The organism is Vibrio ouci (genome assembly GCF_004551525.1).
Taxonomy (GTDB): Bacteria; Pseudomonadota; Gammaproteobacteria; order Enterobacterales; family Vibrionaceae; genus Vibrio; species Vibrio ouci.
Window position 1 is genome coordinate 46,973 of sequence record NZ_SATR01000013.1, and the last position, 23,933, is coordinate 70,905.

Below are 23,933 nucleotides of genomic sequence, written 5' to 3' on the forward strand. Positions count from 1 at the left end.
AAATAAAAAATTGCAGTGTGATAGATTTCACGTTGTAGCGGAAAAGGGCTTCTGGTATATTTATATCCCGTCCAGAAGAAATCCATTTTCCCTCATTCAACCAATTTCAGGTTAAACATGACGACAAATTACATTTTTGTTACTGGCGGGGTTGTATCCTCTCTAGGTAAAGGTATTGCAGCAGCATCTCTTGCGGCTATTCTAGAAGCTCGTGGTCTAAAAGTGACTATGATGAAGCTTGACCCTTACATTAACGTTGACCCAGGCACTATGAGCCCAACTCAACACGGTGAGGTGTTTGTCACGGAAGATGGCGCTGAAACTGACCTAGACCTTGGTCACTATGAGCGTTTCATTCGCACCAAGATGTCTAAGCGCAACAACTTCACTGCAGGTCGTGTTTACTCAGACGTTCTAGCTAAAGAGCGCCGTGGTGATTACCTAGGTGCAACAATTCAGGTTATCCCTCACATCACTAACGCAATCAAAGATCGTGTAATTTCTGGCGCTGAAGGCCATGATGTTGCGATCGTTGAAGTTGGTGGTACGGTTGGTGATATCGAATCTCTACCATTTATGGAAGCGATTCGTCAGCTTGCTGTAGAACTAGGCCGTGAACGCGCAATGTTCATGCACCTTACTCTAGTTCCTTACCTAGCAGCAGCAGGCGAAGTGAAAACTAAGCCGACTCAGCACTCTGTTAAAGAACTGCTATCTATCGGTATCCAGCCAGACATCCTAGTTTGTCGTAGCGATCGCATGATCCCAGCGAACGAACGTAAGAAGATTGCTCTATTCTGTAATGTTCAGGAAAAAGCAGTTATCTCAATGAAGGACGTAGATTCCATCTACAAGATCCCTCAACTTATCAAAGCTCAAGGTCTTGATGATCTTGTATGTGCTCGTTTCGGCATTGACGCTCCTGAAGCTAACTTGTCTGAGTGGGAACAAGTAATCTACGAAGAAGCGAACCCAACTGGTGAAGTAACTATCGGTATGGTTGGTAAGTACATTGAACTACCAGACGCTTACAAATCAGTCAACGAAGCACTGAAGCACGCAGGTCTTAAGAACCGTCTAAGCGTGAAAATCAAATACGTAGATTCACAAGACGTTGAGTCAAAAGGTGATGAAGCACTGGCTGGCCTTGACGCAATCCTTGTTCCTGGTGGTTTTGGCGACCGTGGTGTAGAAGGTAAGATCCTTGCTGCAAAATACGCTCGTGAAAACAAAGTACCTTACTTAGGTATCTGTCTAGGTATGCAAGTAGCACTGATTGAATACGCGCGTAACGTAGCGGGTATGGAAGGTGCACACTCAACAGAATTTAACAAAGAGACGAAGTACCCAGTTGTTGGTCTAATCACTGAGTGGGTTGATGGTGAAGGTAAAGTTGAAGAACGTACTGAAACCTCTGATCTAGGTGGTACTATGCGTCTTGGTTCACAGCTATGTCACCTAGAAAAAGGTACTAAGGCTCGTGAACTATACGGTAGCGCGACAATCCACGAACGTCACCGTCACCGTTACGAAGTGAACAACGTTCTTCGTCCGCAGATCGAAAAAGCAGGCCTAAAAGTATCAGGTCTATCTGCAGACAAGAAACTGGTAGAAGTGATTGAGAACCCAGCTCACCCATGGTTTGTAGCGGCTCAATTCCACCCAGAGTTCACTTCAACACCTCGCGATGGTCACCCACTATTTGCAGGTTTCGTGAAAGCGGCTGGTGAATACCAACGCGGCGAATTCGAGAAGTAAAGGATACGGGCAGTAGCGTTAGTAGTGCTGCTGCCCTTAATTTTGACATTATATATTCAACGAGAAGGAAACATTCAATGTCTAAGATCGTTAAAGTTCTAGGTCGTGAAATCATCGATTCACGTGGTAACCCAACTGTAGAAGCTGAAGTACACCTAGAAGGCGGTTTCGTAGGTATGGCTGCTGCTCCATCTGGCGCATCAACTGGTTCACGTGAAGCTCTTGAGCTACGTGACGGCGACAAAGCTCGTTTCCTAGGTAAAGGTGTTCTTAAAGCTGTTGAAGCTGTAAACGGCGAAATCGCTGAAGCTCTAGTTGGTAAAGACGCTAAAGACCAAGCTGCAATCGACGCAGTAATGATCGACCTAGACGCTACTGAAAACAAGTCTAAGTTCGGTGCTAACGCAATCCTAGCTGTATCTCTAGCAAACGCTAAAGCTGCTGCTGCGGCTAAAGGCATGCCTCTATACGAGCACATTGCTGAACTAAACGGTACTGCTGGTCAGTTCTCTATGCCTCTACCAATGATGAACATCATCAACGGTGGTGAGCACGCAGACAACAACGTTGATATCCAAGAGTTCATGATCCAACCAGTTGGTGCTAAGACTCTTAAAGAAGGTCTACGTATCGGTGCTGAAGTATTCCACAACCTAGCTAAAGTTCTTAAGTCTAAAGGCTACAGCACTGCAGTTGGTGACGAAGGTGGTTTCGCTCCTAACCTTAAGTCTAACGCTGAAGCTCTAGAAGTTATCGCAGAAGCTGTTGCTGCTGCTGGTTACGAACTAGGTAAAGACGTTACTCTAGCTATGGACTGTGCTGCATCTGAGTTCTTCGACAAAGAAGCTGGCATCTACAACATGAAGGGCGAAGGTAAAACTTTCACTTCTGAAGAGTTCAACCACTACCTAGCTGAGCTAGCTAACCAATTCCCAATCGTTTCTATCGAAGACGGTCTAGACGAGTCTGATTGGGCTGGCTTCAAGCACCAAACTGAACTACTAGGTGACAAGCTTCAACTAGTAGGTGACGACCTATTCGTTACTAACACTAAGATCCTTGCTGAAGGTATCGAGAAAGGCGTAGCTAACTCTATCCTTATCAAGTTCAACCAAATCGGTTCTCTAACTGAGACTCTAGCTGCAATCAAGATGGCTAAAGACGCAGGTTACACAGCAGTAATCTCTCACCGTTCTGGCGAAACTGAAGATGCAACTATCGCTGACCTAGCGGTAGGTACAGCTGCAGGTCAAATCAAGACTGGTTCTATGAGCCGTTCTGACCGTGTTGCTAAGTACAACCAACTTATCCGTATCGAAGAAGCTCTAGGTGCTAAAGCTCCTTTCAACGGTCTTAAAGAAGTTAAAGGTCAATAATTCCTAGTGAATTATTAGCTTAAAGCTTTAAAAAACGCCTCCGATTTCGGGGGCGTTTTTGTTTCTGTCATTCCTTAGAGCGAAGTAGCAGCCTGCTGTGTCATTCCATAGAGCGACGAAGGGGAGAGTAGGGAATCTCCTCAATCATTCGGTTCGCTTTATGAGATCCCCAACTCATTCGTCCCTCACTCTTGAGTGATGACAGTATTGATTTCGTCATTCCATAGACTGACGAAGGAAGGAGTAGGGAATCTCCTCAAGCGTTCGGTTCGCTTCAAGAGATCCCCAACTCGTTCGTTCCTCACTCTTGAGGATGACTGTATTGATTTCGTCATTCCATAGACTGACGAAGGAAGGAGTAGGGAATCTCCTCAAGCGTTCGGTTCGCTTCAAGAGATTCCCAATTCATTCGTCCCTCATTCTTGAGGATTACAGTCGTCGATTAAGTTCCTCGAATTGCCTCAACTCTACGCTTTTCCATCTCGGTACGAATATCCGCACCTTTAAAGCCATCTTGGATAATGTCTTGCACATTCACCGCTAAAGCTGCCTGATAAGCGTTAGTAAAGAGCTCTCTCTGCGGGTAATCAATCTCTTCATGACCTGTTCGACCTCGGCTGTCAGCCATACAGCACAGCAGAATGTCTTCTAAGCGTTCCGGCTTGCGCCATACATCGAACTTATTGAGCACTTTGAGTTTGGTTTCAGGACGAAGCTCAGCGGCTCGATGGATATTGGAGTGCTGCTCACACACCATCAAAGCTAAATCGCGAAACTCGTTGGGAATACGCACACGTTCACACAGCACTTTGATCAGCTTAACCCCAGTATGGCAGTGCATCTTATGGCTTGGCCATTCGGACTCTGGGGTAATGCCCTTACCTAAATCATGCACTTGAGCAGCAAAACGCACGGCTAGAGAGTCACTTAACTTAGCCGCTTGCTCAGCTACCAGTAGGGTATGAATCCCCGTATCAATTTCAGGGTGCCACTTTTCCGGTTGAGGTACTCCAAACAGCGCATCAAGCTCTGGGAGTACAACCTTCAAGGCCCCACAATCTCGCAGCACTTTTAAAAACACCTGCGGGCTTTGGGTAGATAGAGACTTATGCCACTCCTGCCAAACACGCTCGGGAGTGAGGTGAGTTAACTCGCTAGAATCGGCGATTTCACGCATCAAATCCAACGTTTCAGCTGCAACGGTAAAACCTAAATGATCGAGCTTAGCGGCAAAGCGAGCAACACGCAGAACGCGCAGAGGATCTTCAGTAAACGCATCAGATACGTGGCGCAATATTCGATCGCGCAGATCTTGCTGGCCATTAAAGGGGTCGATGATGTTGCCTTGCGGATCTTGCGCCATGGCATTGATAGTCAGATCGCGGCGCAGTAGGTCTTCTTCTAGAGTGACGTCAGCGGCGAAGTAACATTCAAAGCCTGTATAACCTTGGCCGACTTTTCGCTCTGTTCGAGCAAGTGCATGTTCTTCTTTTGTCTTGGGATGAAGGAATACCGGAAAATTTTTTCCTACAGCGGTGTAGTCTTTTTCTAAAAGTTCTTCAGGTGTGGAACCGACCACTACCCAGTCTCTGTCGTAGACGTTAATATTTAGCAGTTGATCGCGGACTGCGCCACCGACAAGGTATCTTCGCACCGAGTGATCCCTTTTCTTGATAATGCCATTGGCTAATAGTGCCAGCAATGGTACTTTTCTTAGCAGCAAATTCCCAGAGACGAGAAGTATGTATCAACAACATTTTGCACTAACAGAGTTGCCATTTTCGATTGTGCCTAACTCTCGTTTCCTTTATCAAAGCCGCCGCCATAAAGAAGCCATCTTTCAAATCCAGGCCGGTTTAGGCGAAGGCGGTGGTTTCGCCATGTTGACCGGCGAGGTCGGCACCGGAAAAACCACTATTGCTAAATCCATATTGAAAACTTTAGCAGAGACGACGCGCGCTGGGCTTATTCTTAATCCAACCTTCTCCAACATTGAGTTGCTTGAAGCGATTTGTGATGAGTTTGATTTATCCTATGAGACGAATTCATCGTTAAAGCAGCTTAATCAATATATACATCAGTTTCTTTTGGACAATCATGCCAATGGCATTCAAACCTTATTGGTGATTGATGAAGCTCAGCATCTCTCAGCGGATGTATTAGAGCAGCTTCGCTTACTGACCAACTTAGAAACAGATAATCATAAACTTCTCAAAGTCCTCTTGATTGGCCAGCCAGAGCTGCAACAAAAGCTCAAAATGCCCCAGTTGAGGCAGTTAGCTCAGCGCATGACTGGGCGATACCATTTATTGCCGCTCAATCAGGATGAAACGCGAGACTATATTAAGTTTCGACTGACGTTAGCAGGTGGTTCTCCGGAATTATTTAATGCTCAATCTATCAAGTATATTGCCCGCCAAACCCATGGCATTCCTCGTCTGATTAACTTGGTTTGTGATGCGAGCCTAAAGCAAGCCTACAGTTTGGGTGAGGCTCAGCCTTCTACTTCGACGGTACAAACCGCCTGCGATAATGTGATGAGCTTTCAAACTGGCTCGGTACCACTTACGACAGGTAGAGCGTCGACAAAGACTTCTAGCCACACCTCACTGGTTGCTTCACTACTTATTGGTGCTCTACTTGCTGGCGGCGCTTATTGGTATACGCCCACATTGGCAGCTCCATGGGTAGAGCAATCAATCAAGCAGCAATACCCTCAGGTTGAAAATATCGAACAGCGCAACTTAACGTTCAGTAGTGAGTTAAAGGCGATTCTTAACCGAGGGATAGGTCAAGAAGCGGCAGTGGCGGATTTATACAAGTTGTGGGGCTATCGAGCATCGGTTCTCGATCAGCTATGCCTCAATAACGATGATGTGCTGTTTCGTTGTCAGCTTGATCAAGCGAGCTTAGATGAATTAGTTCAAGCCAATCGCCCGGTGGTATTGAGCTTGCTGATTGATGGCCAACCACGCTTTGCGATTCTCTATTCAGTATCCGGTAATCAAGTCGAACTACTGGTTAAAGACCAACTGGTTACTTTTGACCGCCAATGGCTCGGCTCTATTTGGCAGGGGCAATATCGCCACATCTGGCAAAGTTATTGGAGTGAGACATTAAAGCAAGGTATGAGTGGTGGTGAGATAGCGCAGTTGGATAAAGCGCTGTCGCAAGTACTAGGTGAGCCAGAGTCGGCAAGCGAACGTTTTGATTCAGAGGTCAAACGCAAGGTAGAGCTATTCCAACGTTGGCAAGGGTTATCGGTTGATGGGATTGCAGGGAAGAAGACTCTACGTCTACTTGAGGAGTTATCTCAGCAAGATGCGCCAACCTTAGAACGCCTAGAGGAGAAATCAAATGTCTAAAGTGATGCAAGCTCTAGAGCACTCAGAACGTCGCCATAAAGCCTTTGATTCTACACAGCAGTATGGTCAGCAAGTATCGTCTCAGCCGCTACGTGCGACAAACAAGCTGGCATGTATACTGGCGATAACGCTACCGCCACTGTTTGTAGCTGGGGGAGTGGCATATCAAACCTACGACAATTACAAATCCCAATGGTTGTCGAATAATGTTGCTCAAACGACGGTGGTGAATGTACCGTCTGAGTTTACCGTTGCAGCAGCGCCAGCGCTTGGTGAGCTGAAGAGCACTTATAAGGCACCTGTGATAGTGAGTGACTCGGAGTACCAATATAGTGAACAATCGACTAGCTCAGAAGTCGCTGATGTCGCAAGTACAAACAGTGATGAGATGCCGAGCGATGACTTGCTAAAAGGGCTCGATTTGTCAGCGCTATCACCGGAGTTGGCGCAGCGTTTTGAGTCGGCTTTATCGAGTCAGCCGAGCAAGAATAATGAGCCAACAAGTGACGTGAGCAATTTAGCCCAGGATGCCCAGCAGTGGTATGGCAAGTTGCCAGCATTGAACTTTCAAACTCATGTTTACTCAAGCAAGGAGAGTAAACGTTGGGTGAAAATCAATGGTACCGAGTATGGACAGGGGGATTGGATTAATGACGATCTGCAGTTAGTCGCCATTGAACAGCAGTCTTGCTTAGTGCGTTTTAAAGGCGAAGAAGTCGAGATACCGGCTTTGTATGATTGGCAGGGCTAAGGGCGAGTAGGGAATAGCGAAGAGATAAAAAAGGTCACCGACGTGGTGACCTTTTTAGATTCTAAACTTTGTGTCTTGCTTATGCCCAACCTGATGGCGAGCGTTTTCTGCGTGGCATGATATGTGGAAGAATCAGGCCAAGTAGAAGGCCGATACCTGCTACACCGCCACCGTACATGAAGTACTTGAGTAGAAGGTCGTCTTTCTGTGTATCTAGCTTAGCACGCAGTTTACGAACTTCTTCTTGTGATGCTGATAGCTGTTGGCTCATTTCACTGTAGCCTTGCTCTAGCTCACCGATCTGGCGGTTACGCGTTTCTAGAGAGTCAACAAGGCCCGCTTTTTCTTGGTCTGCACTTGAGCGAGCATTGTTTAGCTTCGCTTTTACTTCAGATAGCTCTTTCTCAAGCTTAGGTAGGCGCAGTGCCATGCTTTCTTGATTAGTAACAAAGCGGCTTTCTACCCAACCTTTACGGCCTTTATTGTCTTGAACCTGAGTATATCCAGTATCTTTATTGCTTGTCAGCAGTCTCACTTTATCGCCAGCATCAACGCTACCGATAATACGGAACTGATTACTTGGGCCAGCGTGCATGTAAGTGAACAGCTTATCTGAGATATAACGGTCTTGGGCGAATGCCGCAGGTACAGCTAGCATTGATGCTAAAACTAAGCAAACCAGTTTTTTCACGGTAAATCCTTTAACAGTCTAAAAGGGTGGGAAAGCCACAACCCCAAATCTTGAATTTTTCTAAGGTCAAATAGTAAGTAGTTTCTAATCTGACTGCAACAAAGAAGGGAGGCTAAGCCTCCCTTTCTGCGGTTTTGAGCCAATAATGACAGTGAGTTTACATATCACTGTCAAAATTGATTAAGAAAACATTGCTTGGATTCCGTAGAAGAATACCACTGCCAGTAGTGCACCAGCAGGTAGAGTCACAATCCAAGAAGCGACGATGTTACGTACAACGCCTAGGTTTAGAGCTGCGATACCGCGAGCAAAACCAACACCTAGAACCGCACCAACTAGTGTCTGTGTCGTAGAGATAGGTAGACCAGTACCTGACGCTAATACAACCGTACATGCTGTTGCAAGCTGAGCGGCAAAGCCACGGCTAGGAGTCAGTTCAGTGATACCAGTACCAACGGTCGCCATTACTTTATGACCTAGAGTTGCTAGACCAACAACGATACCAAAACCACCTAGTGGTAGAATCCACCAAGCGATAGTGCTCTTACCGGTGATTTCACCCATGTGCTCCACAGTCGATACCACTGCAGATAGAGGACCGATCGCGTTAGCTACATCGTTAGAGCCGTGTGCAAATGCCATCGCACACGCTGTGATAACCATTAGCACACTGAAGATGCCTTCAACACCAGCGAAACCGTGGTCGTCTTCGCGGTTAGAGAATTTCTTCTGAATGTATAGGTAACCACCAACCATCACTAGAGCAGAAACAGCCGCTGCCCACATCCACGCTTCACCATTAGATAGGTGAAGACCAACGTGCTTAAGGCCTTTCTTGATGGTTACCAGTGCGATAACCATAGTGGTGATGAACATGTATACAGGTACAAAGCGCTTTGCGTTAAATAGCGGTTTTTCTGTGTCGAAGATAAGGCGCTGGGCGCTGACAAAGATAACATATGCAAAGAAACCTGAGATAACTGGGGTAATAATCCAGCTACCAACGATACCTTGAACTGAGCCCCAGTCCACTGCTTCTGTACCAACAGATACACACGCAAAACCGATGATTGCACCGATGATTGAGTGAGTGGTTGATACTGGCCAGCCCATGTAAGACGCAAGCAGTAGCCATGTACCCGCTGCAAGTAGAGCTGACATCATACCGAAGACAAGAACGTCTGGTTGATGAGCGAATAGGGACGTTTCAATTACGCCTTTACGGATAGTGTCGGTTACTTCACCACCTGCTAAATATGCACCAGCAAATTCAAAGATCATCGCGATGATGATCGCTTGTTTTACTGTTAAAGCTTTTGAACCTACAGATGTACCCATCGCATTGGCTACATCATTTGCGCCAATACCGATCGCCATCAGAAAACCGAAAGCTGCTGCAATAATAATCAGGACAGTGCCGTAGTTCGCAAGGATATCCATCGTAATACCTAGTTGTTGATAACAAGCGGAGCAAAATTTAAGCACGACAAAACCCCTTCAGCGAGTCAGTATTTATCGCCTATAAGGGGTGTGAACTAAGTTAGATGCTCTTCGTTATTTGGTTAACTTATTTTATGAGCGAGACAACATTACTTCCAGACGCGCACCAACACGTTGCGCCTGATCAGCAATACCACCTACCCACTCTAGAATTTTGTAAAGGAACATCACATCAATAGGATTTAGATCCGCTTCGATAGCCATTAATTGCTGGCGAAGTTGAATCTGCATCGCGTCTGTGTCGTCCTCAATCACATCCAGTTGATGGATCATTTCAGCCACAAGTGTTACTTCACGGCCTTTAAATCCAGTTTCCAATAACTCATCAAGCTCATTGATAACTTTTTGCGCTTGCTCAGCTGCGTCTAAACAACGTTTAACATACGCAATGAAGTTTTCTTGAAGAGGTGCAGGGATAGTCAATTGACGGCCATAAACACGACCAGCAATATCTTTTGCAAGGTTTGCTAGTTTGTCTTGCTGTGTTAGTAGTTCCAACATGTCACTACGGTCCACAGGCATAAACAAACCACGAGGAAGTTTAAGACGAATTTCGCGCTTAAGAACGTCGGCTTCTTTCTCTAGATGAGAAATTTGTGAACGGATTTCAGATGCTTTCTCCCAGTCACCCTTTGAACTGACTTCAAAGAAGTTAACTAGGTGCGAGCAACATTCGTTTACACACACAACGTGGCGCTGCAAAGGTTTAATAGGGGACTTTGCAAATAACCCCATAATTGTATTTACTGGCATGGTCATTCAACCCAATTAATATAACCTAAAAACTAACATACACCATTTCATGGCGAAATGTTGAACGATGGCTATAAAGGCGCGCATGTTAACCCATTAAATCACTCATTAAAACTGTTTTAGATCATCATTGGGGCGATATTTCTTTCTTGCCGAGTAAGAAAATAGGCAATATCCTGTCTCTATCTGCTTTGAAAGGTATAACTATGGAAACCGAGATAGAACTGAAGTTTTTTGTTTCTCCCGATTTTTCAGAGACTTTACGTCAAAAAATTTCTGAAACCAAAGTACTTCAGCATAGCTGTCGAGAGCTTGGTAACACCTACTTTGATACGCCAGATAACTGGCTGCGCCAACATGATATTGGCATGCGTATTCGCCGTTGTGATGATGTTTATGTACAGACCGTCAAGACGGCAGGCCGCGTTGTAGCAGGTTTGCATCAAAGACCGGAATACAACGCAGAGCATGACGGCAATGAACCTGACCTTACTTTGCACCCAGAAGATATCTGGCCGAAAGGTAAAGAGATAGCGACGCTCCAGTCGGAATTACAACCACTATTTTCTACTAACTTTACTCGTGAACAATGGCTGATTGGTATGCCTGATGGCAGCCAGGTTGAAGTCGCGTTTGATCAAGGTAAAGTCGAAGCAAATGGTCAGGAAGATCCGATTTGTGAGGTGGAACTGGAGCTGAAATCTGGTCAAACCGATGCTCTATTTACTTTAGCGCGCCTTTTCTGTGAACAGGGCGGTATGCGCCTTGGCAATTTAAGTAAAGCGGCAAAAGGGTACCGACTGGCGATGGGCTATACCGGTGATAAAGTGAAACCGCTCGCCTTAGTTGATACCCATAGAAGAGACAGCGTTGAATCTTGCTTTATTAATTCATTAGAGCATGCCCTTTCCCATTGGCATTATCATGAGCAAATCTACTCAGAGCGTGACTCAATAGAAGCCGTGCATGAGATCAAACACTCAATTAGTTTTATTCGCCAAATCTTAACCGTATATGGTGGCGTGGTTCCGCGTCGTGCAAGTGCTATTTTGCGTCAGGAGCTGAAGTGGTTAGAGCAAGATCTTGAATGGCTCAATGACTATGAGTATTTAGAAGATCTGCTTGATGATAAAGGCCATGCGCTGCGTAAGTTAGATGCGCGCAAGTTCCTTGTCAGTGAACTTAAACAGATTGAAGAGCAGCTACCGAGTCGAGAGCAAATTCTTGAACTGCTCAATTCATCTCGTTACACCGGTTTATTGCTAGACTTGAGCCGCTGGATTTTAACTCGTGGCTGGCAACCATTTTTAGACGATAAGTCACGTGAAAAAATGGCGCTCAACGTTGAACACTTTTCTGTTCAGCAACTTGATAGAACTTGGGCAGAATTGATGGAAGCGTTCCCGCCAGAGCGCAATTTAACCAGCCAAGATTACATCGAGCAGCAATACCGTTTGATGCGCAATCTCTATACAGGTGTCAGTTTTGCCAGCCTGTACGATTTTGATGAGCGTGATAGCTTCCGTTTACCTTGGAGTGACTTACTTCACGGTACCGACGATCTATTGAAGCTTAGAACGTTAGCTAAGTTAGTCGATAAGCTAGAAGGTGAGGAGCGAGAGCAGCTTGAACGTTGGTTAGCTCGCCAAGAAAGCTCGATTCTCCATGCCATGGAGCAAACACGAGTGATCTGTATCGAAGCTGAACCTTATTGGCAGGACTAACAGCCAGTGAATTAAAATGGGAGCCTTAGGGCTCCCGTTTTGTATTGCTCTCTTTTTGTCTTTCTAGTCTATCTAAGCGCGTTAATATTTCGTCTTGTTTTTCAACCAGCTCTTGCAGTAGGCGTTCTTTGTTTTCTGAACGGGTGGTTTGTACTTTCGATGGCGAGGTAATCATCGACGTGACCAGTCCCGAGATCATACCAAATAAGCCAACACCACAGATGATTAACCCCGCAGCAATAATTCGTCCTGCGTCCGTTACTGGGTAGTGATCACCATAGCCAACGGTAGAAATCGTTACTAACGCCCACCACATTGCATCACCGCCACTATGAATGTTGGCATCCGGTGATTGACCTTCGAGAAATAGCATCATGCTTGAACCTGCGGTTAATAGGATCACCATCAGCAGTAAGATCGAAGCCAATGTGGTTTCGTGTTTATTCTTTAGTAATTGCCTAATAACGCTACGGCTTGAGCGAATAACCAAGATCACTCGCAAAATTGAAAATAGCCGCGCATAGCGCAAAGGTTCGATCATCGGCAGGCTCGCAACAAAGTCGATCCAGTGACGTTTCATAAATTGCACACGATCTGCAGCGCGGATCAAATCTATGCTCAACTGGAGGATAAATATGCTACAGATAATAAAGTCTAAGCCGATAAGGACTTGTCGAGTTTCTGGGCGCAACGGAAAAAACAACAAGCCTGAGATCACAATTAGCGCCATAAAAGACAAGATTAGTGACAGCAAGCTCATCGGCTTAGTGTCGTCTTTGATATTATTCTTTTTCATACGAGGCTCGAAATAAATAACAAATACCTTAGATATCAACGGTAGTCGGGCTTAGGTGCCAGATGCGGTTCTAGGCACACAATATATAAGACTTAGTGGAGAAGTAACAATGACCAAACTGGCATTTAAACCATGGGAGCGAGTGATCACGGATATTCGCTTAGTCCCAAAAATGGTGATGCTAATGGTGTTCAGTACCCTGCTGATCATCTCAAAGCAGTTGTGGGATGCGAGCACTTTTTACGATGCCTTATTGGCAGCGACACAAAGTGTAGAAGTTGCTCAAGAGCATTATGAGGCCTATTTGGTCCAAGTGGCTTGGCAAACAGGATTACTGATAGTGGTGTTTGTCGCACTGCTAATGTTTGCTGCGCGAGTCATGCTTCGCCAAACTCAATACCTGAGTGATTCAATCAGAACAATGGCAGAAAAAGATCTCTCTGTACCAATCGAAATGGTCTGTAAAGATGAGTACGGTGATGTTGCGCGTGAGCTGGAAAAGACGCGTGTACAACTGCAAGAGATGATCAAGCTACAAGTTGATGCTTCTCAAGAGCTTGCTGGTCTGACAGAGGTAATGACTTTAAGCATGTCAGAGACTAAAGAGTCAGCTCAAGAAGAGTTTAATGAGATTGATCAGCTTGCGACTGCAATGAGTGAAATGACCTCTACGGTACAAACGGTCGCTGACCATGCGCAAAATGCCTCAACGTTAACAGAGCAGGCCTCAACGCAAGCAGCGACAGGTCAACGTTTTGTCCAAGATACCGTGCAAAAAATCAGTGAGTTATCGAAAGATATTTCTGCATCAGCCCAAGCGGTTAATGAAGTCGAAGACAGTGTTGGTTCAATTGGTAGTGTGGTGGGCACCATCCAAGGTATTTCTGAGCAAACTAACTTACTGGCATTAAACGCAGCGATTGAAGCAGCACGTGCTGGTGAGGCGGGTCGCGGCTTTGCCGTGGTTGCTGATGAAGTACGTAACCTAGCTCAGCGTACCCAGCAGGCAACGGTTGAGATTCAAGATATGATCACTAAGCTGCAAACTAGCGCGAATTCAGCGGTAGAGCTGATGGAAAAGAGTGTGGTTGAGGCCGCAGAGGGCGTTGATCTTGTGACCAATGCAGGCAGCGAGTTAGATGGCATTGTTGGTCAGGTTAATCAGATCAATGACATGAACTTCCAAATTGCTACTGCGGCAGGTCAGCAAAGCAGCGTCGCAGAAGAGATGAACCTGAATCTAACCAATGTTCGCGAGTTGGTTGAAGCCTCTGTAACGGTAGTATCAGAGCTGTTAGAAACGTCTGAACTAATGCAGCAAAATGCCGAAGAGCTAGATAAGAAGATTACCTCGTTCCGAGTCTGATAATTGGCTAACTCTTTAATAATGCGCCCACTAATTGCTAGTGGGCGTTTTTTATTGGTTTAAGTCTGGTATAAATAGTCCATAACCTTTCAAAGGCTTATCGAAACAAGGAAGAATCATGCAATTGCCCCAGCAGCTCACGCCCATCTCTCATGCCGCACTAGAATCTCTTTTTGAATCGGATGCACTTTCTCATTGGTCTGAATCGACCTTGGAACAGCTTCGCTATGTGGCGGGTTTAAGTAAGTTTGTTGCCGACACATTATCCAGTGATGGGCAGCTGCAACAACAACTACCTGAGATGCTACAGGCTGAAACGCGTTGTGACAGTTACCGTGAGCGTTTGGCAGAGCAGTTGGCTGGCTGCAGTGATGAAATGCAAGGTCATCGAGTGTTACGTCAGTTTCGTAACCGTGAGGTGGTCTATATTGCGTGGCGTGATTTTACCGCGACTTGGACTTTAGAAGAGAGCTTAACGCACCTTTCTCAGCTCGCTGAAGCGATGATCTTTGAAACCTATCAATGGCAATACAAGATTTGTTGTGAGCAGTGGGGAACACCGACCAATGCCGCTGGTGAAGCGCAGCCAATGTTGATTATTGGTATGGGTAAATTAGGTGGTGGGGAGCTTAACTTCTCGTCGGACATTGATTTGATTTTTACCTACCCAGAAAATGGTGAAACTGAAGGGGCGCGTCGTAGTATTGCCAATGCTCAGTTCTTTACCCGCCTTGGTCAACGAATTATTAAAGCGCTTGATCAGCAGACCTTTGACGGTTTCTGTTATCGAGTCGACATGCGACTGCGTCCATTTGGTGATAGCGGTCCACTGGTGATGAGCTACGCAGCACTAGAAGATTACTACCAAGAGCAAGGGCGCGATTGGGAACGCTACGCGATGATCAAAGCGCGTGTAATGGGGCGTGAAATGTACCCGGAATACCAAGAGTTGCGTCAAATGCTGCGCCCATTTGTTTTCCGCCGTTATATCGACTTTAGCGCTATCCAATCTCTGCGTCGGATGAAATCGATGATCAGTAGTGAGGTTCGTCGCCGAGGGTTAAGTAACAACATCAAACTCGGCGCAGGTGGTATTCGTGAAATTGAATTTATCGCCCAGGTGTTTCAGCTAATCCGTGGTGGTCGTGAGCCAAGCTTGCGTCAAAGAGGGCTGCTTGAAACCATTGATGCGATTGAAGAGTTAGAGCAGTTGACTGCGCAAGAGACACAGCACTTACGCCAAGCTTATAAATTCTTGCGTCGACTGGAAAACTTACTCCAAGCCATGGCTGACAAGCAAACGCAAACCTTGCCCGAGTGTGACACCGAGCAACTGCAACTTGCCGTAGCGATGGGTTATCAGCAATGGGAACAATTGATTGCTGATGTTCAAACTCATATGGCCAATGTACATGCGGTGTTTGGTGAGCTGATTGGCGACGATGAAGAAGAGCAGCAAGATATCGCTAAACACTTTGTTGAACTGTGGGACATGGCGGCGAAGCAAGATGTGCTTGAGCAAATCCTAGAGACAGATATTCAAGCTGAGCAATCGCAGCAAATGGCTGAAACCATCATTCAGTTTAAGAAAGATTTGGCGAAGAAGACCCTTGGACCGCGTGGTCGAGAGGTGTTGAATCGCTTGATGCCGAAAATCTTTTCTGCAATTTATAGCCACAAAGATGCCCAATTTGGCCTGCCGCGAGTACTGCATTTATTGCATCGCATCGTCACGCGGACTACGTATCTAGAGTTGCTTGATGAGCATCAGGCGGCATTGATTCAATTGGTTCGCCTATGTACCGCGAGCCCAATGATTTCAGAGCAACTTGGTCGTTATCCGATCTTACTGGATGAGTTGATTGACCCGCAGCAGCTTTATAATCCAATTCCACTCGAAAGTTACCAAAGTGAGCTGAGAGACTTTCTTGCCCGTATCCCGGAAGATGATATGGAGCAGCAAATGGAAGCACTGCGTCAGTTTAAGCAGATATGTATCTTACGTATCGCTGCCGCGGATATCGCAGGTGTGCTGCCAGTGATGAAAGTAAGTGATCACTTAACCTATCTCGCTGAAGCTATCGTCGAGTCAGTAGTTGGCCAAGCTTGGCTGCAAATGACCGAGAAATATGGCGTTCCTTCTCATTTGAAAGACCGTGAAGGAAAAGGTTTTGCGGTTATCGGATATGGCAAAGTCGGCGGTTGGGAGCTGGGTTACAACTCAGATCTCGACATTGTATTTATGCACGATAGCCCGGTTCACTCTTATACTGATGGCAAGAAAGAGATCGACGCGCGTCAGTTCTACTTAAGACTTGCGCAGCGCATTATCCATATTTTCTCTACTCGTACCGCATCCGGTACACTGTATGAAGTGGATACTCGCCTACGTCCATCGGGAGCGTCAGGGTTATTGGTTAGCCCAACGGATGCCTTTGATGAGTACCAACGCCAAGATGCTTGGACTTGGGAGCATCAAGCTCTGGTTCGTGCACGGATGATTTACGGTGATGCTCCTCTGCAGCAAGCATTTGCTAAAACTCGCCATGAAATACTTACTTTGGTGCGTGATGAGGAAAAGCTGGTTAAAGACGTCTCAGAAATGCGCGTAAAAATGCGTGACCATTTAGGTGGTAAGAAAGCGGGGCGCTTTATGCTTAAGCAAGACCCAGGTGGCATTACCGATGTTGAGTTTTTAGCCCAATACTTGGTACTACGTCATAGTCATGAAAAGCCTAAACTGACGCGCTGGAGTGATAATGTACGTATTTTTGAATCCATGATGGCGCAAGGGATTATGGAAGAGGGTGCCGCGATGGCACTGACTCATGCCTATACCAGCATGCGCGATCAAATCCACCACCGCAACTTACTCAACCTAGATGCGGATGTGGCGGAAGAAAAATTTGTCAGCGAGCGCGAGCTTGTGATGAAACTATGGCACGAGTGGTTAGAATAACGCTGAACCTTTATGCTAAACTCTTGCCCGAATTAGAATTTGGAGATCCACAATGAAGCCAATCCTACCTAACTACAGTGATTCTGGTGTGCTTATCATCGGTGACGTGATGCTTGATCGTTACTGGTATGGCCCAACTGGCCGTATTTCACCTGAAGCGCCTGTGCCTGTAGTCAAAGTAGAGAATAATGAAGAGCGTCCTGGTGGTGCTGCTAACGTGGCAATGAATATTGCTTCGCTTGGTGGTCACGCTCATATTGTTGGTTTAACAGGGATTGATGAACCGGCCAAAGCACTCAATGAAACGCTTTCTGCATTGAAAGTAAAATGTGACTTTGTTGGATTACCAAATTATCCAACCATTACTAAATTGCGTGTAATGAGCCGCGGCCAACAGCTGATCCGCTTAGACTTTGAAGATAAGTTTGAAAATGTGGATGCAGAACTGATCCTTGACCGTATGGAGCAAGCGCTACCAAAAGTGAAATCAGTGGTGCTATCTGATTACGCGAAGGGTGCACTAGAGCACGTACAACAGTTTATTCAAAAAGCACGTGCAGCCAATGTTCCTGTGTTTATTGACCCTAAAGGTGCGGACTTCGAGCGTTACCGTGGTGCTACATTGCTGACGCCAAATATGGCTGAATTTGAGCTGGTGGTTGGTAAAGTTAAATCAGATCAAGAGTTGGCTGAGAAAGGCCTAGCGCTGATTGAAGAGTTCGACTTTGAAGCGCTGCTAGTGACTCGTAGTGAGCATGGCATGACGCTACTACGCCGTGGTCAAGAGCCGTTCCATCTACCGACTCAAGCTAAAGAAGTCTATGACGTAACAGGTGCTGGTGATACGGTTATCTCTGTGCTTGCAGCGTCAGTGGCAGCAGGCAAGCCGCTTGATGAAGCTTGTGCATTGGCAAACGCGGCAGCAGGCATTGTTGTTGGTAAGCTTGGTACTTCAACGCTATCTACTATTGAATTGGCAGAAGCGGTTCATGGTAGCCAAGATACGGATTTTGGCGTGATTGGTGAGCAAGCTCTGATTGAAGCTGTGAAAAAGGCTCAAGCAAAAGGTGAGAAAGTGGTCATGACTAATGGCTGTTTCGATATCCTGCATGCAGGTCATGTTTCTTACCTTAACCATGCTGCTCAGCTTGGTGATCGCCTAATTGTAGCGGTTAACACTGATGAGTCTGTGAAGCGTCTTAAAGGGCCTGGTCGTCCAGTTAACCCAACAGATCGCCGTATGGCAGTTCTTGCTGGATTAGGTGCGGTTGATTGGGTTGTACCATTTGGTGAAGATACGCCGCAACGCCTAATTTCTGAAGTATTGCCAGACTTACTCGTTAAAGGTGGTGATTACAAACCGGAAGAGATTGCTGGTGGTAAAGAAGTGATTGCCAATGGCGGTAAAGTTGAAGTACTTAACTTCGAAGATGGTTGTTCAACCACTGAAATCATCGATGCGATTAAAGGTGGCCGAGGCTAACCCGAGTTAATCGATATTAATGGTCGCTGATTAGCGGCCATTTTTGTATCTATAATCTAGATATAAAAAATGGAGCCAGTGGCTCCATTTTTTTATGAGTAGAAGACTGCTCTTCTAGGTCACTTATTCTTCTAGATCACCACAGAAGCGGTAACCTTCACCGTGAATCGTTGCAATGATTTCTGGTGTACCAGAAACTGATTCAAAGTGCTTACGAATACGACGGATTGTTACGTCTACTGTACGATCGTGTGGCTTAAGCTCACGACCAGTCATTTTCTTCAGTAGATCTGCACGAGTCTGGATCTTGCCTGGGTTTTCACAGAAGTGAAGTAGGGCACGGAACTCAGAACGTGGCAGTTTGTAACCATCACCGCTTGGGCTTACTAGCGATCGGCTGTTGATATCTAGTACCCAACCGTTAAATACGTACTTCTCAACGCTGCGTTTCTCTTCACTTACTACGCTTGAATTCATAGAGCGGTTAAGTAGGTTACGAGCACGGATAGTTAATTCACGTGGGTTGAATGGCTTAGTGATGTAATCATCTGCACCGATTTCTAGACCAAGAATCTTATCAACTTCGTTATCACGGCCTGTTAAGAACATTAGCGCAACATTTGCTTGCTCACGCAGTTCGCGAGCTAGCAGTAGACCATTCTTGCCCGGTAGGTTGATGTCCATAATAACCAAGTTAACTTGGTTGTCAGACAGCACCTGGTGCATCTCTTCACCGTCACTGGCTTCGAAAACAGCGTATCCCTCTGCTTCAAAAATACTCTTTAGAGTGTTACGAGTTACTTGCTCATCTTCAACAATAAGAATGTGCGGGGTTTGCATTGGCGGTACCTAAACTTGTGAAAAATTTGTGCTAATAGAATAAATTCTAGGCAAAAACATAACATACAGGTAATGTGATGTTGATAATAAACCAAAGCCTGTAAAATTACACTCTCTTTGATCGCCCGCCATCCATGGTGCTTACTTTCTACACTTGAGGTCCAAATTCCTCAGTATCCCATTAGTCTTTGAGGCGGATTTTATAATGTTAACAGCATGCTAACAACGTAGAAGTCTTAATTCCAATCACTTTGTTGATTTATATCAAGAGTTGGAATGTAACAAATATTAATAGTATCTACTAAATGTAAATTGTTTGGAGGCACCATGATAGATGCTGAGCTATGGCAAGCCTATTGCGACCCTTACTTCAGTTTTTCTGCGCCGCCTAAAAGTGCCACTTTTGCCATTATTACCGCTTGGAACCCGAGAAGTGTTTGCTTGTCTGAAAGTGATAATGACCTAAATAATCAACACTTAGCACAAGAAATAGACCATACTTGTTATACTAGTGTGCGAGTTGGCAACCAGAACTTTACTTGGAGTGAGGCCAGTTTTGCCGTCGATATCAGCCTAGAGCATGCGCTAATTTTAGGCCAAAAGTACCACCAAAATGCGATTTATTACGTAGAAGGAGAGTGGTTGTATTTAGTCTCCTGCTTAGAAGAACAAAGCAAGGTTTTGCTAGGGAGATGGCAAGATCGATGTAGATAATGGATTTAAGAAGCTCATGGAGGAAAAATGAAAGATATTACACCTGATATTTGTGACAAGCATGAAGACAAAGTGACGCTGCTAGCGCTGCCTCTGCATAGTTTTGGACGCAAGCTCGCCTTTTACGGCGAAATTGTTACGGTACGTTGCTATCACGATAATTCCAAAGTACGTGAGATGCTTAGCCAAGACGGTACTGGGAAAGTGTTGGTTGTTGATGGCCATGGTTCGTGTCAAAAGGCGTTATTGGGTGACCAACTTGCCATTCTGGCTATCGATAATAATTGGGAAGGTGTCATTGTAAATGGTGCGGTGAGAGACGTGGCAGCCATGTCGGAAATGGAACTCGGTATCAAAGCACTTGGAACTAACCCATTTAAGACTGAGAAGCGTGGGGTCGGCGAAGTGAATGTGACTCTCACAATCCACAATCAAATGATTCAACCTGGAGATTACATTTACGCTGATTGGAATGGTGTATTAATGTCAACCGAGTTATTGGACTGGAGCTAAAAGCGAAAGCCTAAACCTACCTCAACCCCTTTTTGCCACTCTTGATAATCGAGAGTGGCATGAATGTCCAAGTTTTCCGTTAGCTTTAAGCGGCTTGAAACTTCTGCAGAAAGGCTTTTCTCTTTGCCGTCTTCAACACTTTCTTCGCTCGAAGAGTGCAACATACTTTGAACCGATACTCTTGGTGTCACTTGGTAGCTTACGCCACTCAAGAAGCCCGTTTCATTGATCTTATCGCTATTGTTTAGACGCGCACCAACATAAAGATCAATGCTATCGAATACATTGTATGAGTAACCACCATCAACCTTCCAAGAATCAAAATCGCGTTGATCACTTTCACTGGAAATAAAGATCTTATGCGGTGAGGTATGTTGCTGAGATGGTAATGGAGGAAGCTCCGTGGCAAGTAGTGGACAGGCGAAAGCAAGCGCTGACAGGCTTAATATTATTTTCATTTGCCGCTCCTTGCTTGTTTTTTGTCCACTGCGTTTGTAATTAAAGCATAAAACGAATGAACTAGTAGTAACTTTTATATAGCAAAAAGTTATTATGATATGTGCTTATGGTTTCATTGGTCGGTTAAATAGATTTGTTACTTAAGTTTTATTTGTGAATGCGAGTAAAACGGAGTGTGAACAAAAAATAGTAACTTTTCATTGACGCAAGGATGAAAAATAGGTTAAACGTATGGGTAAGCAAACACATCGTGAAGATAAATAAAGTATGCAGCACCAAAGCCTAGTAATGACCACAACCATTATTATTACCGACATCGCAATTGTTGGGGCAGGCTGCTAAGCGAAAGAAATTCAAAAAAAGGCCTGTATCCAACAAGATACAGGCCTTTTTTTATGCCGATTTAAAACATTTTGGAGGAAGGGATGCGAGTTTTAAAGTTTGGAGGTTCATCATTAGCTGATGCTGACCGTTTTTTACGAGCAGCAGATATCATTGCTAATAATGCACAGCAAGAAGAAGTGGCAGTCGTGCTTTCAGCACCTGGAAAAACCACAAACAAGTTAGTTTCAGTGATCGAAGGTGCGCTGAAAAATGGTGAAGCTGAGCTGCAAATTGCTGAGCTAGAAGATTCTTTCCGCGATCTATTCCAAGATATTAAGCAAGTACTGCCTAATGTAGATGGCAGTGGTTATGACAACCAAGTTAAAACCTCTCTAACTCAACTGCGTCAGTTTGTTCATGGCATCAACCTGCTTGGTATGTGTCCAGACAACGTCAACGCGCGTATCATTAGTAAGGGTGAACGTGTTTCTATCCAGCTAATGAAAGCGGTTTTAGAAGCAAAAGGTCAAGCGGCAAGCTTAATCGACCCTATCCAATACCTGTTTGCTCGTGGAGAGCATTTAGAGGCGATGGTCGATGTTGAAGTATCGACTCAGAACTTCCGTCAAAATCCTCTTCCTCAAGGTCATGTTAATATCATGCCGGGCTTTACCGCGGGTAATGAAGCTGGCGAGTTAGTTACGCTTGGTCGTAATGGTTCAGATTACTCTGCAGCCGTACTCGCAGCTTGTCTACGCGCTGATTGCTGTGAAATTTGGACGGACGTTGATGGTGTCTATAACTGTGACCCACGCCTAGTCGATGACGCACGTCTATTAAAATCACTGAGTTACCAAGAAGCGATGGAGCTCTCTTACTTTGGTGCGTCAGTTCTTCACCCTAAAACCATCGCACCTATTGCCCAGTTCCACATTCCTTGTCTGATCAAGAACAGTTTCAACCCTCAAGGTGCTGGCACGCTGATTGGCCAAGATACTGGCGAAGATAAGCTGGCTATTAAAGGGATTACGACCCTAAGTGATCTGACAATGGTTAATGTCTCTGGTCCGGGTATGAAAGGCATGGTAGGCATGGCGAGCCGTGTATTCGGCGCGATGTCATCAGCAGGCGTATCAATTGTACTGATCACTCAGTCATCCTCTGAATACAGCATCAGCTTCTGTATTGAAGCGCAAGATAAGGCTCTAGCAGAGCAAGCGCTAACAGATACATTCGAACTGGAACTGAAAGACGGTCTACTAGAGCCAGTAGAGTTTATTAGCGATGTGGCTATTGTCACTCTTGTTGGTGACGGCATGCGTACGTCTCGCGGCGTTGCTTCGCAGTTCTTCTCATCTCTTGCAGAAGTGAACGTTAACATTGTCGCAATTGCTCAAGGCTCATCAGAGCGTGCTATCTCAGCGGTTATCCCAGAAGATAAGATTTCTGAAGCGATCAAAGCGTGTCACGAGAACCTATTCAACTCGAAACATTTCCTTGATGTGTTCGTTGTTGGTGTTGGCGGCGTTGGCGGTGAGTTGGTCGATCAGATTCAACGTCAGCAAGCGAAACTGGCAGAGAAAGGCATTGTGCTACGTGTTTGTGGTCTAGCGAATAGCAAAGGTCTGTTGCTGGATAGCGAAGGTCTGCCTTTAGACCATTGGCGTGACCGTATGAACGATGCTTCAGAAGAGTTCAGCCTAGCGCGTCTTATCTCTTTGGTTCAACGCAACCATATCATTAACCCAGTATTGGTTGACTGTACATCAAGCGAAGTTATCGCTAACCAATATGCAGACTTCTTAGCGGCTGGCTTCCACGTTGTTACACCAAACAAGAAAGCCAATACTGCTAGCATGGCCTACTACCACCAACTGCGTGATGTTGCGCGTAGCTCTCGCCGTAAACTTATGTATGAAACGACAGTAGGTGCAGGTCTGCCTGTTATTGAGAACCTACAGAATCTTATTGCAGCAGGTGATGAACTAGAGCGCTTTACCGGTATTTTATCGGGCTCGCTATCTTACATTTTCGGTAAGCTTGATGAAGGTATGACGCTTAGCCAAGCGACAAATATCGCTAAAGATAACGGCTTTACCGAGCCAGATCCTCGTGATGATCTATCAGGTATGGACGTGGCGCGTAAGCTGCTGATCCTTGCGCGTGAAGCAGGAATGAACTTAGAGCTTGAAGATGTGATCGTTGACCAAGCTCTGCCACCGGGCTTTGATGACTCAGGTTCTATCGAAGAGTTTATGGCTCGCCTACCTGAAGCTGATGCTTACTTTAAAGAGCAATCTGCTAAAGCGGCAGAAGAAGGTAAAGTACTGCGTTATGTCGGTGAAATCGCTGATGGTCAGTGCCGAGTGAGTGTTGCTGCGGTTGATGAAAATGACCCTATGTTCAAGATTAAAGATGGCGAGAACGCGCTGGCATTCTTTAGCCGCTACTACCAACCAATTCCGCTCGTTTTGCGTGGTTACGGTGCGGGTACAGAAGTAACGGCAGCAGGTGTCTTCTCAGACGTGATGCGTACATTAGGTTGGAAGCTAGGAGTATAA

The 23,933-nt window shown here is 45.6% G+C and carries 18 protein-coding genes and 1 other annotated feature; of the genes, 11 read left to right on the top strand and 7 right to left on the bottom strand.

The window, feature by feature from the left end:
* The first annotated feature begins 117 nt into the window (after positions 1–117).
* Together pyrG and eno are read left to right on the top strand one after the other, a co-directional pair.
* Positions 118–1,758 carry a CTP synthase gene (gene pyrG, locus ELS82_RS10335; protein ID WP_134835405.1) on the top strand — a complete coding sequence of 547 codons (1,641 nt, stop codon included), beginning with the start codon at positions 118–120 and terminating at the stop codon, positions 1,756–1,758.
* Positions 1,759–1,835: 77 nt separating this feature from the next.
* On the top strand, positions 1,836–3,134 hold the full coding sequence (eno, locus tag ELS82_RS10340) for a phosphopyruvate hydratase (RefSeq protein ID WP_004415590.1): 1,299 nt from the start codon (positions 1,836–1,838) through the stop codon (positions 3,132–3,134).
* Positions 3,135–3,576: 442 nt separating this feature from the next.
* Here eno and ELS82_RS10345 read toward each other — a convergent pair whose 3' ends face one another.
* Positions 3,577–4,788 (bottom strand): multifunctional CCA addition/repair protein, encoded by a 1,212-nt coding sequence (locus ELS82_RS10345; RefSeq protein ID WP_134835406.1) that lies wholly within the window; start codon positions 4,786–4,788, stop codon positions 3,577–3,579.
* Between the two features lie 88 nt (positions 4,789–4,876).
* On the opposite strand from ELS82_RS10345, the gene ELS82_RS10350 reads away from it, so the two are divergent.
* The gene (locus ELS82_RS10350; protein WP_134835407.1) at positions 4,877–6,499 is read left to right on the top strand and encodes an ExeA family protein; all 1,623 of its coding nucleotides are present in this window, start codon (positions 4,877–4,879) and stop codon (positions 6,497–6,499) included.
* On the top strand, positions 6,492–7,250 hold the full coding sequence (locus ELS82_RS10355; RefSeq protein WP_134835408.1) for a general secretion pathway protein GspB: 759 nt from the start codon (positions 6,492–6,494) through the stop codon (positions 7,248–7,250). Before ELS82_RS10350 ends, ELS82_RS10355 begins: the two co-directional genes overlap by 8 nt.
* A 79-nt stretch (positions 7,251–7,329) precedes the next feature.
* On the opposite strand, the gene ELS82_RS10360 is transcribed toward ELS82_RS10355, so the two are convergent.
* The 3 genes from ELS82_RS10360 to ELS82_RS10370 form a co-directional block, all read right to left on the bottom strand.
* On the bottom strand, positions 7,330–7,941 hold the full coding sequence (locus tag ELS82_RS10360) for a TIGR04211 family SH3 domain-containing protein (protein WP_134835409.1): 612 nt from the start codon (positions 7,939–7,941) through the stop codon (positions 7,330–7,332).
* A 180-nt stretch (positions 7,942–8,121) separates the two neighbouring features.
* Positions 8,122–9,381, bottom strand: a complete 1,260-nt coding sequence (locus ELS82_RS10365; protein ID WP_134835457.1) for an inorganic phosphate transporter — start codon at positions 9,379–9,381, stop codon at positions 8,122–8,124.
* A gap of 132 nt (positions 9,382–9,513) precedes the next feature.
* Positions 9,514–10,194 (bottom strand): TIGR00153 family protein, encoded by a 681-nt coding sequence (locus tag ELS82_RS10370; protein ID WP_167489292.1) that lies wholly within the window; start codon positions 10,192–10,194, stop codon positions 9,514–9,516.
* A 206-nt stretch (positions 10,195–10,400) separates the two neighbouring features.
* Between ELS82_RS10370 and ELS82_RS10375 the strand changes: the two genes are divergently transcribed.
* Positions 10,401–11,918 (top strand): CYTH and CHAD domain-containing protein, encoded by a 1,518-nt coding sequence (locus ELS82_RS10375; RefSeq protein WP_134835411.1) that lies wholly within the window; start codon positions 10,401–10,403, stop codon positions 11,916–11,918.
* Between the two features lie 25 nt (positions 11,919–11,943).
* Here ELS82_RS10375 and ELS82_RS10380 read toward each other — a convergent pair whose 3' ends face one another.
* Positions 11,944–12,714 (bottom strand): potassium channel family protein, encoded by a 771-nt coding sequence (locus ELS82_RS10380; protein WP_134835412.1) that lies wholly within the window; start codon positions 12,712–12,714, stop codon positions 11,944–11,946.
* A 109-nt stretch (positions 12,715–12,823) separates the two neighbouring features.
* Here ELS82_RS10380 and ELS82_RS10385 point away from each other — a divergent pair, with 109 nt between their 5' ends.
* From ELS82_RS10385 to hldE, 3 genes are all read left to right on the top strand, one after another.
* Positions 12,824–14,080 carry a methyl-accepting chemotaxis protein gene (locus ELS82_RS10385; RefSeq protein ID WP_134835413.1) on the top strand — a complete coding sequence of 419 codons (1,257 nt, stop codon included), beginning with the start codon at positions 12,824–12,826 and terminating at the stop codon, positions 14,078–14,080.
* Between the two features lie 118 nt (positions 14,081–14,198).
* The gene (gene glnE / locus ELS82_RS10390) at positions 14,199–17,039 is read left to right on the top strand and encodes a bifunctional [glutamate--ammonia ligase]-adenylyl-L-tyrosine phosphorylase/[glutamate--ammonia-ligase] adenylyltransferase (RefSeq protein WP_134835414.1); all 2,841 of its coding nucleotides are present in this window, start codon (positions 14,199–14,201) and stop codon (positions 17,037–17,039) included.
* 52 nt (positions 17,040–17,091) lie between these two features.
* The gene (gene hldE / locus ELS82_RS10395) at positions 17,092–18,522 is read left to right on the top strand and encodes a bifunctional D-glycero-beta-D-manno-heptose-7-phosphate kinase/D-glycero-beta-D-manno-heptose 1-phosphate adenylyltransferase HldE (RefSeq protein WP_134835415.1); all 1,431 of its coding nucleotides are present in this window, start codon (positions 17,092–17,094) and stop codon (positions 18,520–18,522) included.
* 123 nt (positions 18,523–18,645) lie between these two features.
* Here the strand turns inward: hldE and arcA are convergent, their stop codons facing one another.
* Entirely contained in the window at positions 18,646–19,362 is a 717-nt protein-coding gene (gene arcA / locus ELS82_RS10400) for a two-component system response regulator ArcA (protein WP_004415571.1), read from the bottom strand.
* Positions 19,363–19,689: 327 nt separating this feature from the next.
* Between arcA and ELS82_RS10405 the strand changes: the two genes are divergently transcribed.
* Together ELS82_RS10405 and ELS82_RS10410 are read left to right on the top strand one after the other, a co-directional pair.
* Complete coding sequence (locus ELS82_RS10405) at positions 19,690–20,076, top strand: DUF3293 domain-containing protein (RefSeq protein WP_134835416.1); 387 nt, start codon at positions 19,690–19,692, stop codon at positions 20,074–20,076.
* Positions 20,077–20,103: 27 nt separating this feature from the next.
* Positions 20,104–20,589, top strand: coding sequence for a putative 4-hydroxy-4-methyl-2-oxoglutarate aldolase (locus tag ELS82_RS10410; RefSeq protein WP_134835417.1), 486 nt, complete (start codon positions 20,104–20,106; stop codon positions 20,587–20,589).
* Here the strand turns inward: ELS82_RS10410 and ELS82_RS10415 are convergent.
* Positions 20,586–21,047: a hypothetical protein gene (locus ELS82_RS10415; RefSeq protein WP_134835418.1), complete on the bottom strand. Its 462-nt coding sequence runs from the start codon at positions 21,045–21,047 to the stop codon at positions 20,586–20,588. The two genes, ELS82_RS10410 and ELS82_RS10415, sit on opposite strands and share 4 nt — an antisense overlap.
* 278 nt (positions 21,048–21,325) lie before the next feature.
* Positions 21,326–21,444: a sequence feature (Thr leader region), on the top strand.
* A 29-nt stretch (positions 21,445–21,473) separates the two neighbouring features.
* Between ELS82_RS10415 and thrA the strand changes: the two genes are divergently transcribed.
* Positions 21,474–23,933 carry a bifunctional aspartate kinase/homoserine dehydrogenase I gene (gene thrA, locus ELS82_RS10420; RefSeq protein WP_134835419.1) on the top strand — a complete coding sequence of 820 codons (2,460 nt, stop codon included), beginning with the start codon at positions 21,474–21,476 and terminating at the stop codon, positions 23,931–23,933.

What these genes read in the sequence shown, in the direction of transcription:
- pyrG (WP_134835405.1), top strand. Translation starts at nt 118, where the DNA reads ATGACGACAAATTACATTTTTGTTACTGGCGGGGTTGTATCCTCTCTA.
- eno (WP_004415590.1), top strand. Translation starts at nt 1,836, where the DNA reads ATGTCTAAGATCGTTAAAGTTCTAGGTCGTGAAATCATCGATTCACGT.
- ELS82_RS10350 (WP_134835407.1), top strand. Translation starts at nt 4,877, where the DNA reads ATGTATCAACAACATTTTGCACTAACAGAGTTGCCATTTTCGATTGTG.
- ELS82_RS10355 (WP_134835408.1), top strand. Translation starts at nt 6,492, where the DNA reads ATGTCTAAAGTGATGCAAGCTCTAGAGCACTCAGAACGTCGCCATAAA.
- ELS82_RS10365 (WP_134835457.1), bottom strand. Translation starts at nt 9,381, where the DNA reads ATGGATATCCTTGCGAACTACGGCACTGTCCTGATTATTATTGCAGCA.
- ELS82_RS10370 (WP_167489292.1), bottom strand. Translation starts at nt 10,194, where the DNA reads ATGCCAGTAAATACAATTATGGGGTTATTTGCAAAGTCCCCTATTAAA.
- ELS82_RS10375 (WP_134835411.1), top strand. Translation starts at nt 10,401, where the DNA reads ATGGAAACCGAGATAGAACTGAAGTTTTTTGTTTCTCCCGATTTTTCA.
- ELS82_RS10380 (WP_134835412.1), bottom strand. Translation starts at nt 12,714, where the DNA reads ATGAAAAAGAATAATATCAAAGACGACACTAAGCCGATGAGCTTGCTG.
- ELS82_RS10385 (WP_134835413.1), top strand. Translation starts at nt 12,824, where the DNA reads ATGACCAAACTGGCATTTAAACCATGGGAGCGAGTGATCACGGATATT.
- glnE (WP_134835414.1), top strand. Translation starts at nt 14,199, where the DNA reads ATGCAATTGCCCCAGCAGCTCACGCCCATCTCTCATGCCGCACTAGAA.
- hldE (WP_134835415.1), top strand. Translation starts at nt 17,092, where the DNA reads ATGAAGCCAATCCTACCTAACTACAGTGATTCTGGTGTGCTTATCATC.
- arcA (WP_004415571.1), bottom strand. Translation starts at nt 19,362, where the DNA reads ATGCAAACCCCGCACATTCTTATTGTTGAAGATGAGCAAGTAACTCGT.
- ELS82_RS10405 (WP_134835416.1), top strand. Translation starts at nt 19,690, where the DNA reads ATGATAGATGCTGAGCTATGGCAAGCCTATTGCGACCCTTACTTCAGT.
- ELS82_RS10410 (WP_134835417.1), top strand. Translation starts at nt 20,104, where the DNA reads ATGAAAGATATTACACCTGATATTTGTGACAAGCATGAAGACAAAGTG.
- ELS82_RS10415 (WP_134835418.1), bottom strand. Translation starts at nt 21,047, where the DNA reads ATGAAAATAATATTAAGCCTGTCAGCGCTTGCTTTCGCCTGTCCACTA.
- thrA (WP_134835419.1), top strand. Translation starts at nt 21,474, where the DNA reads ATGCGAGTTTTAAAGTTTGGAGGTTCATCATTAGCTGATGCTGACCGT.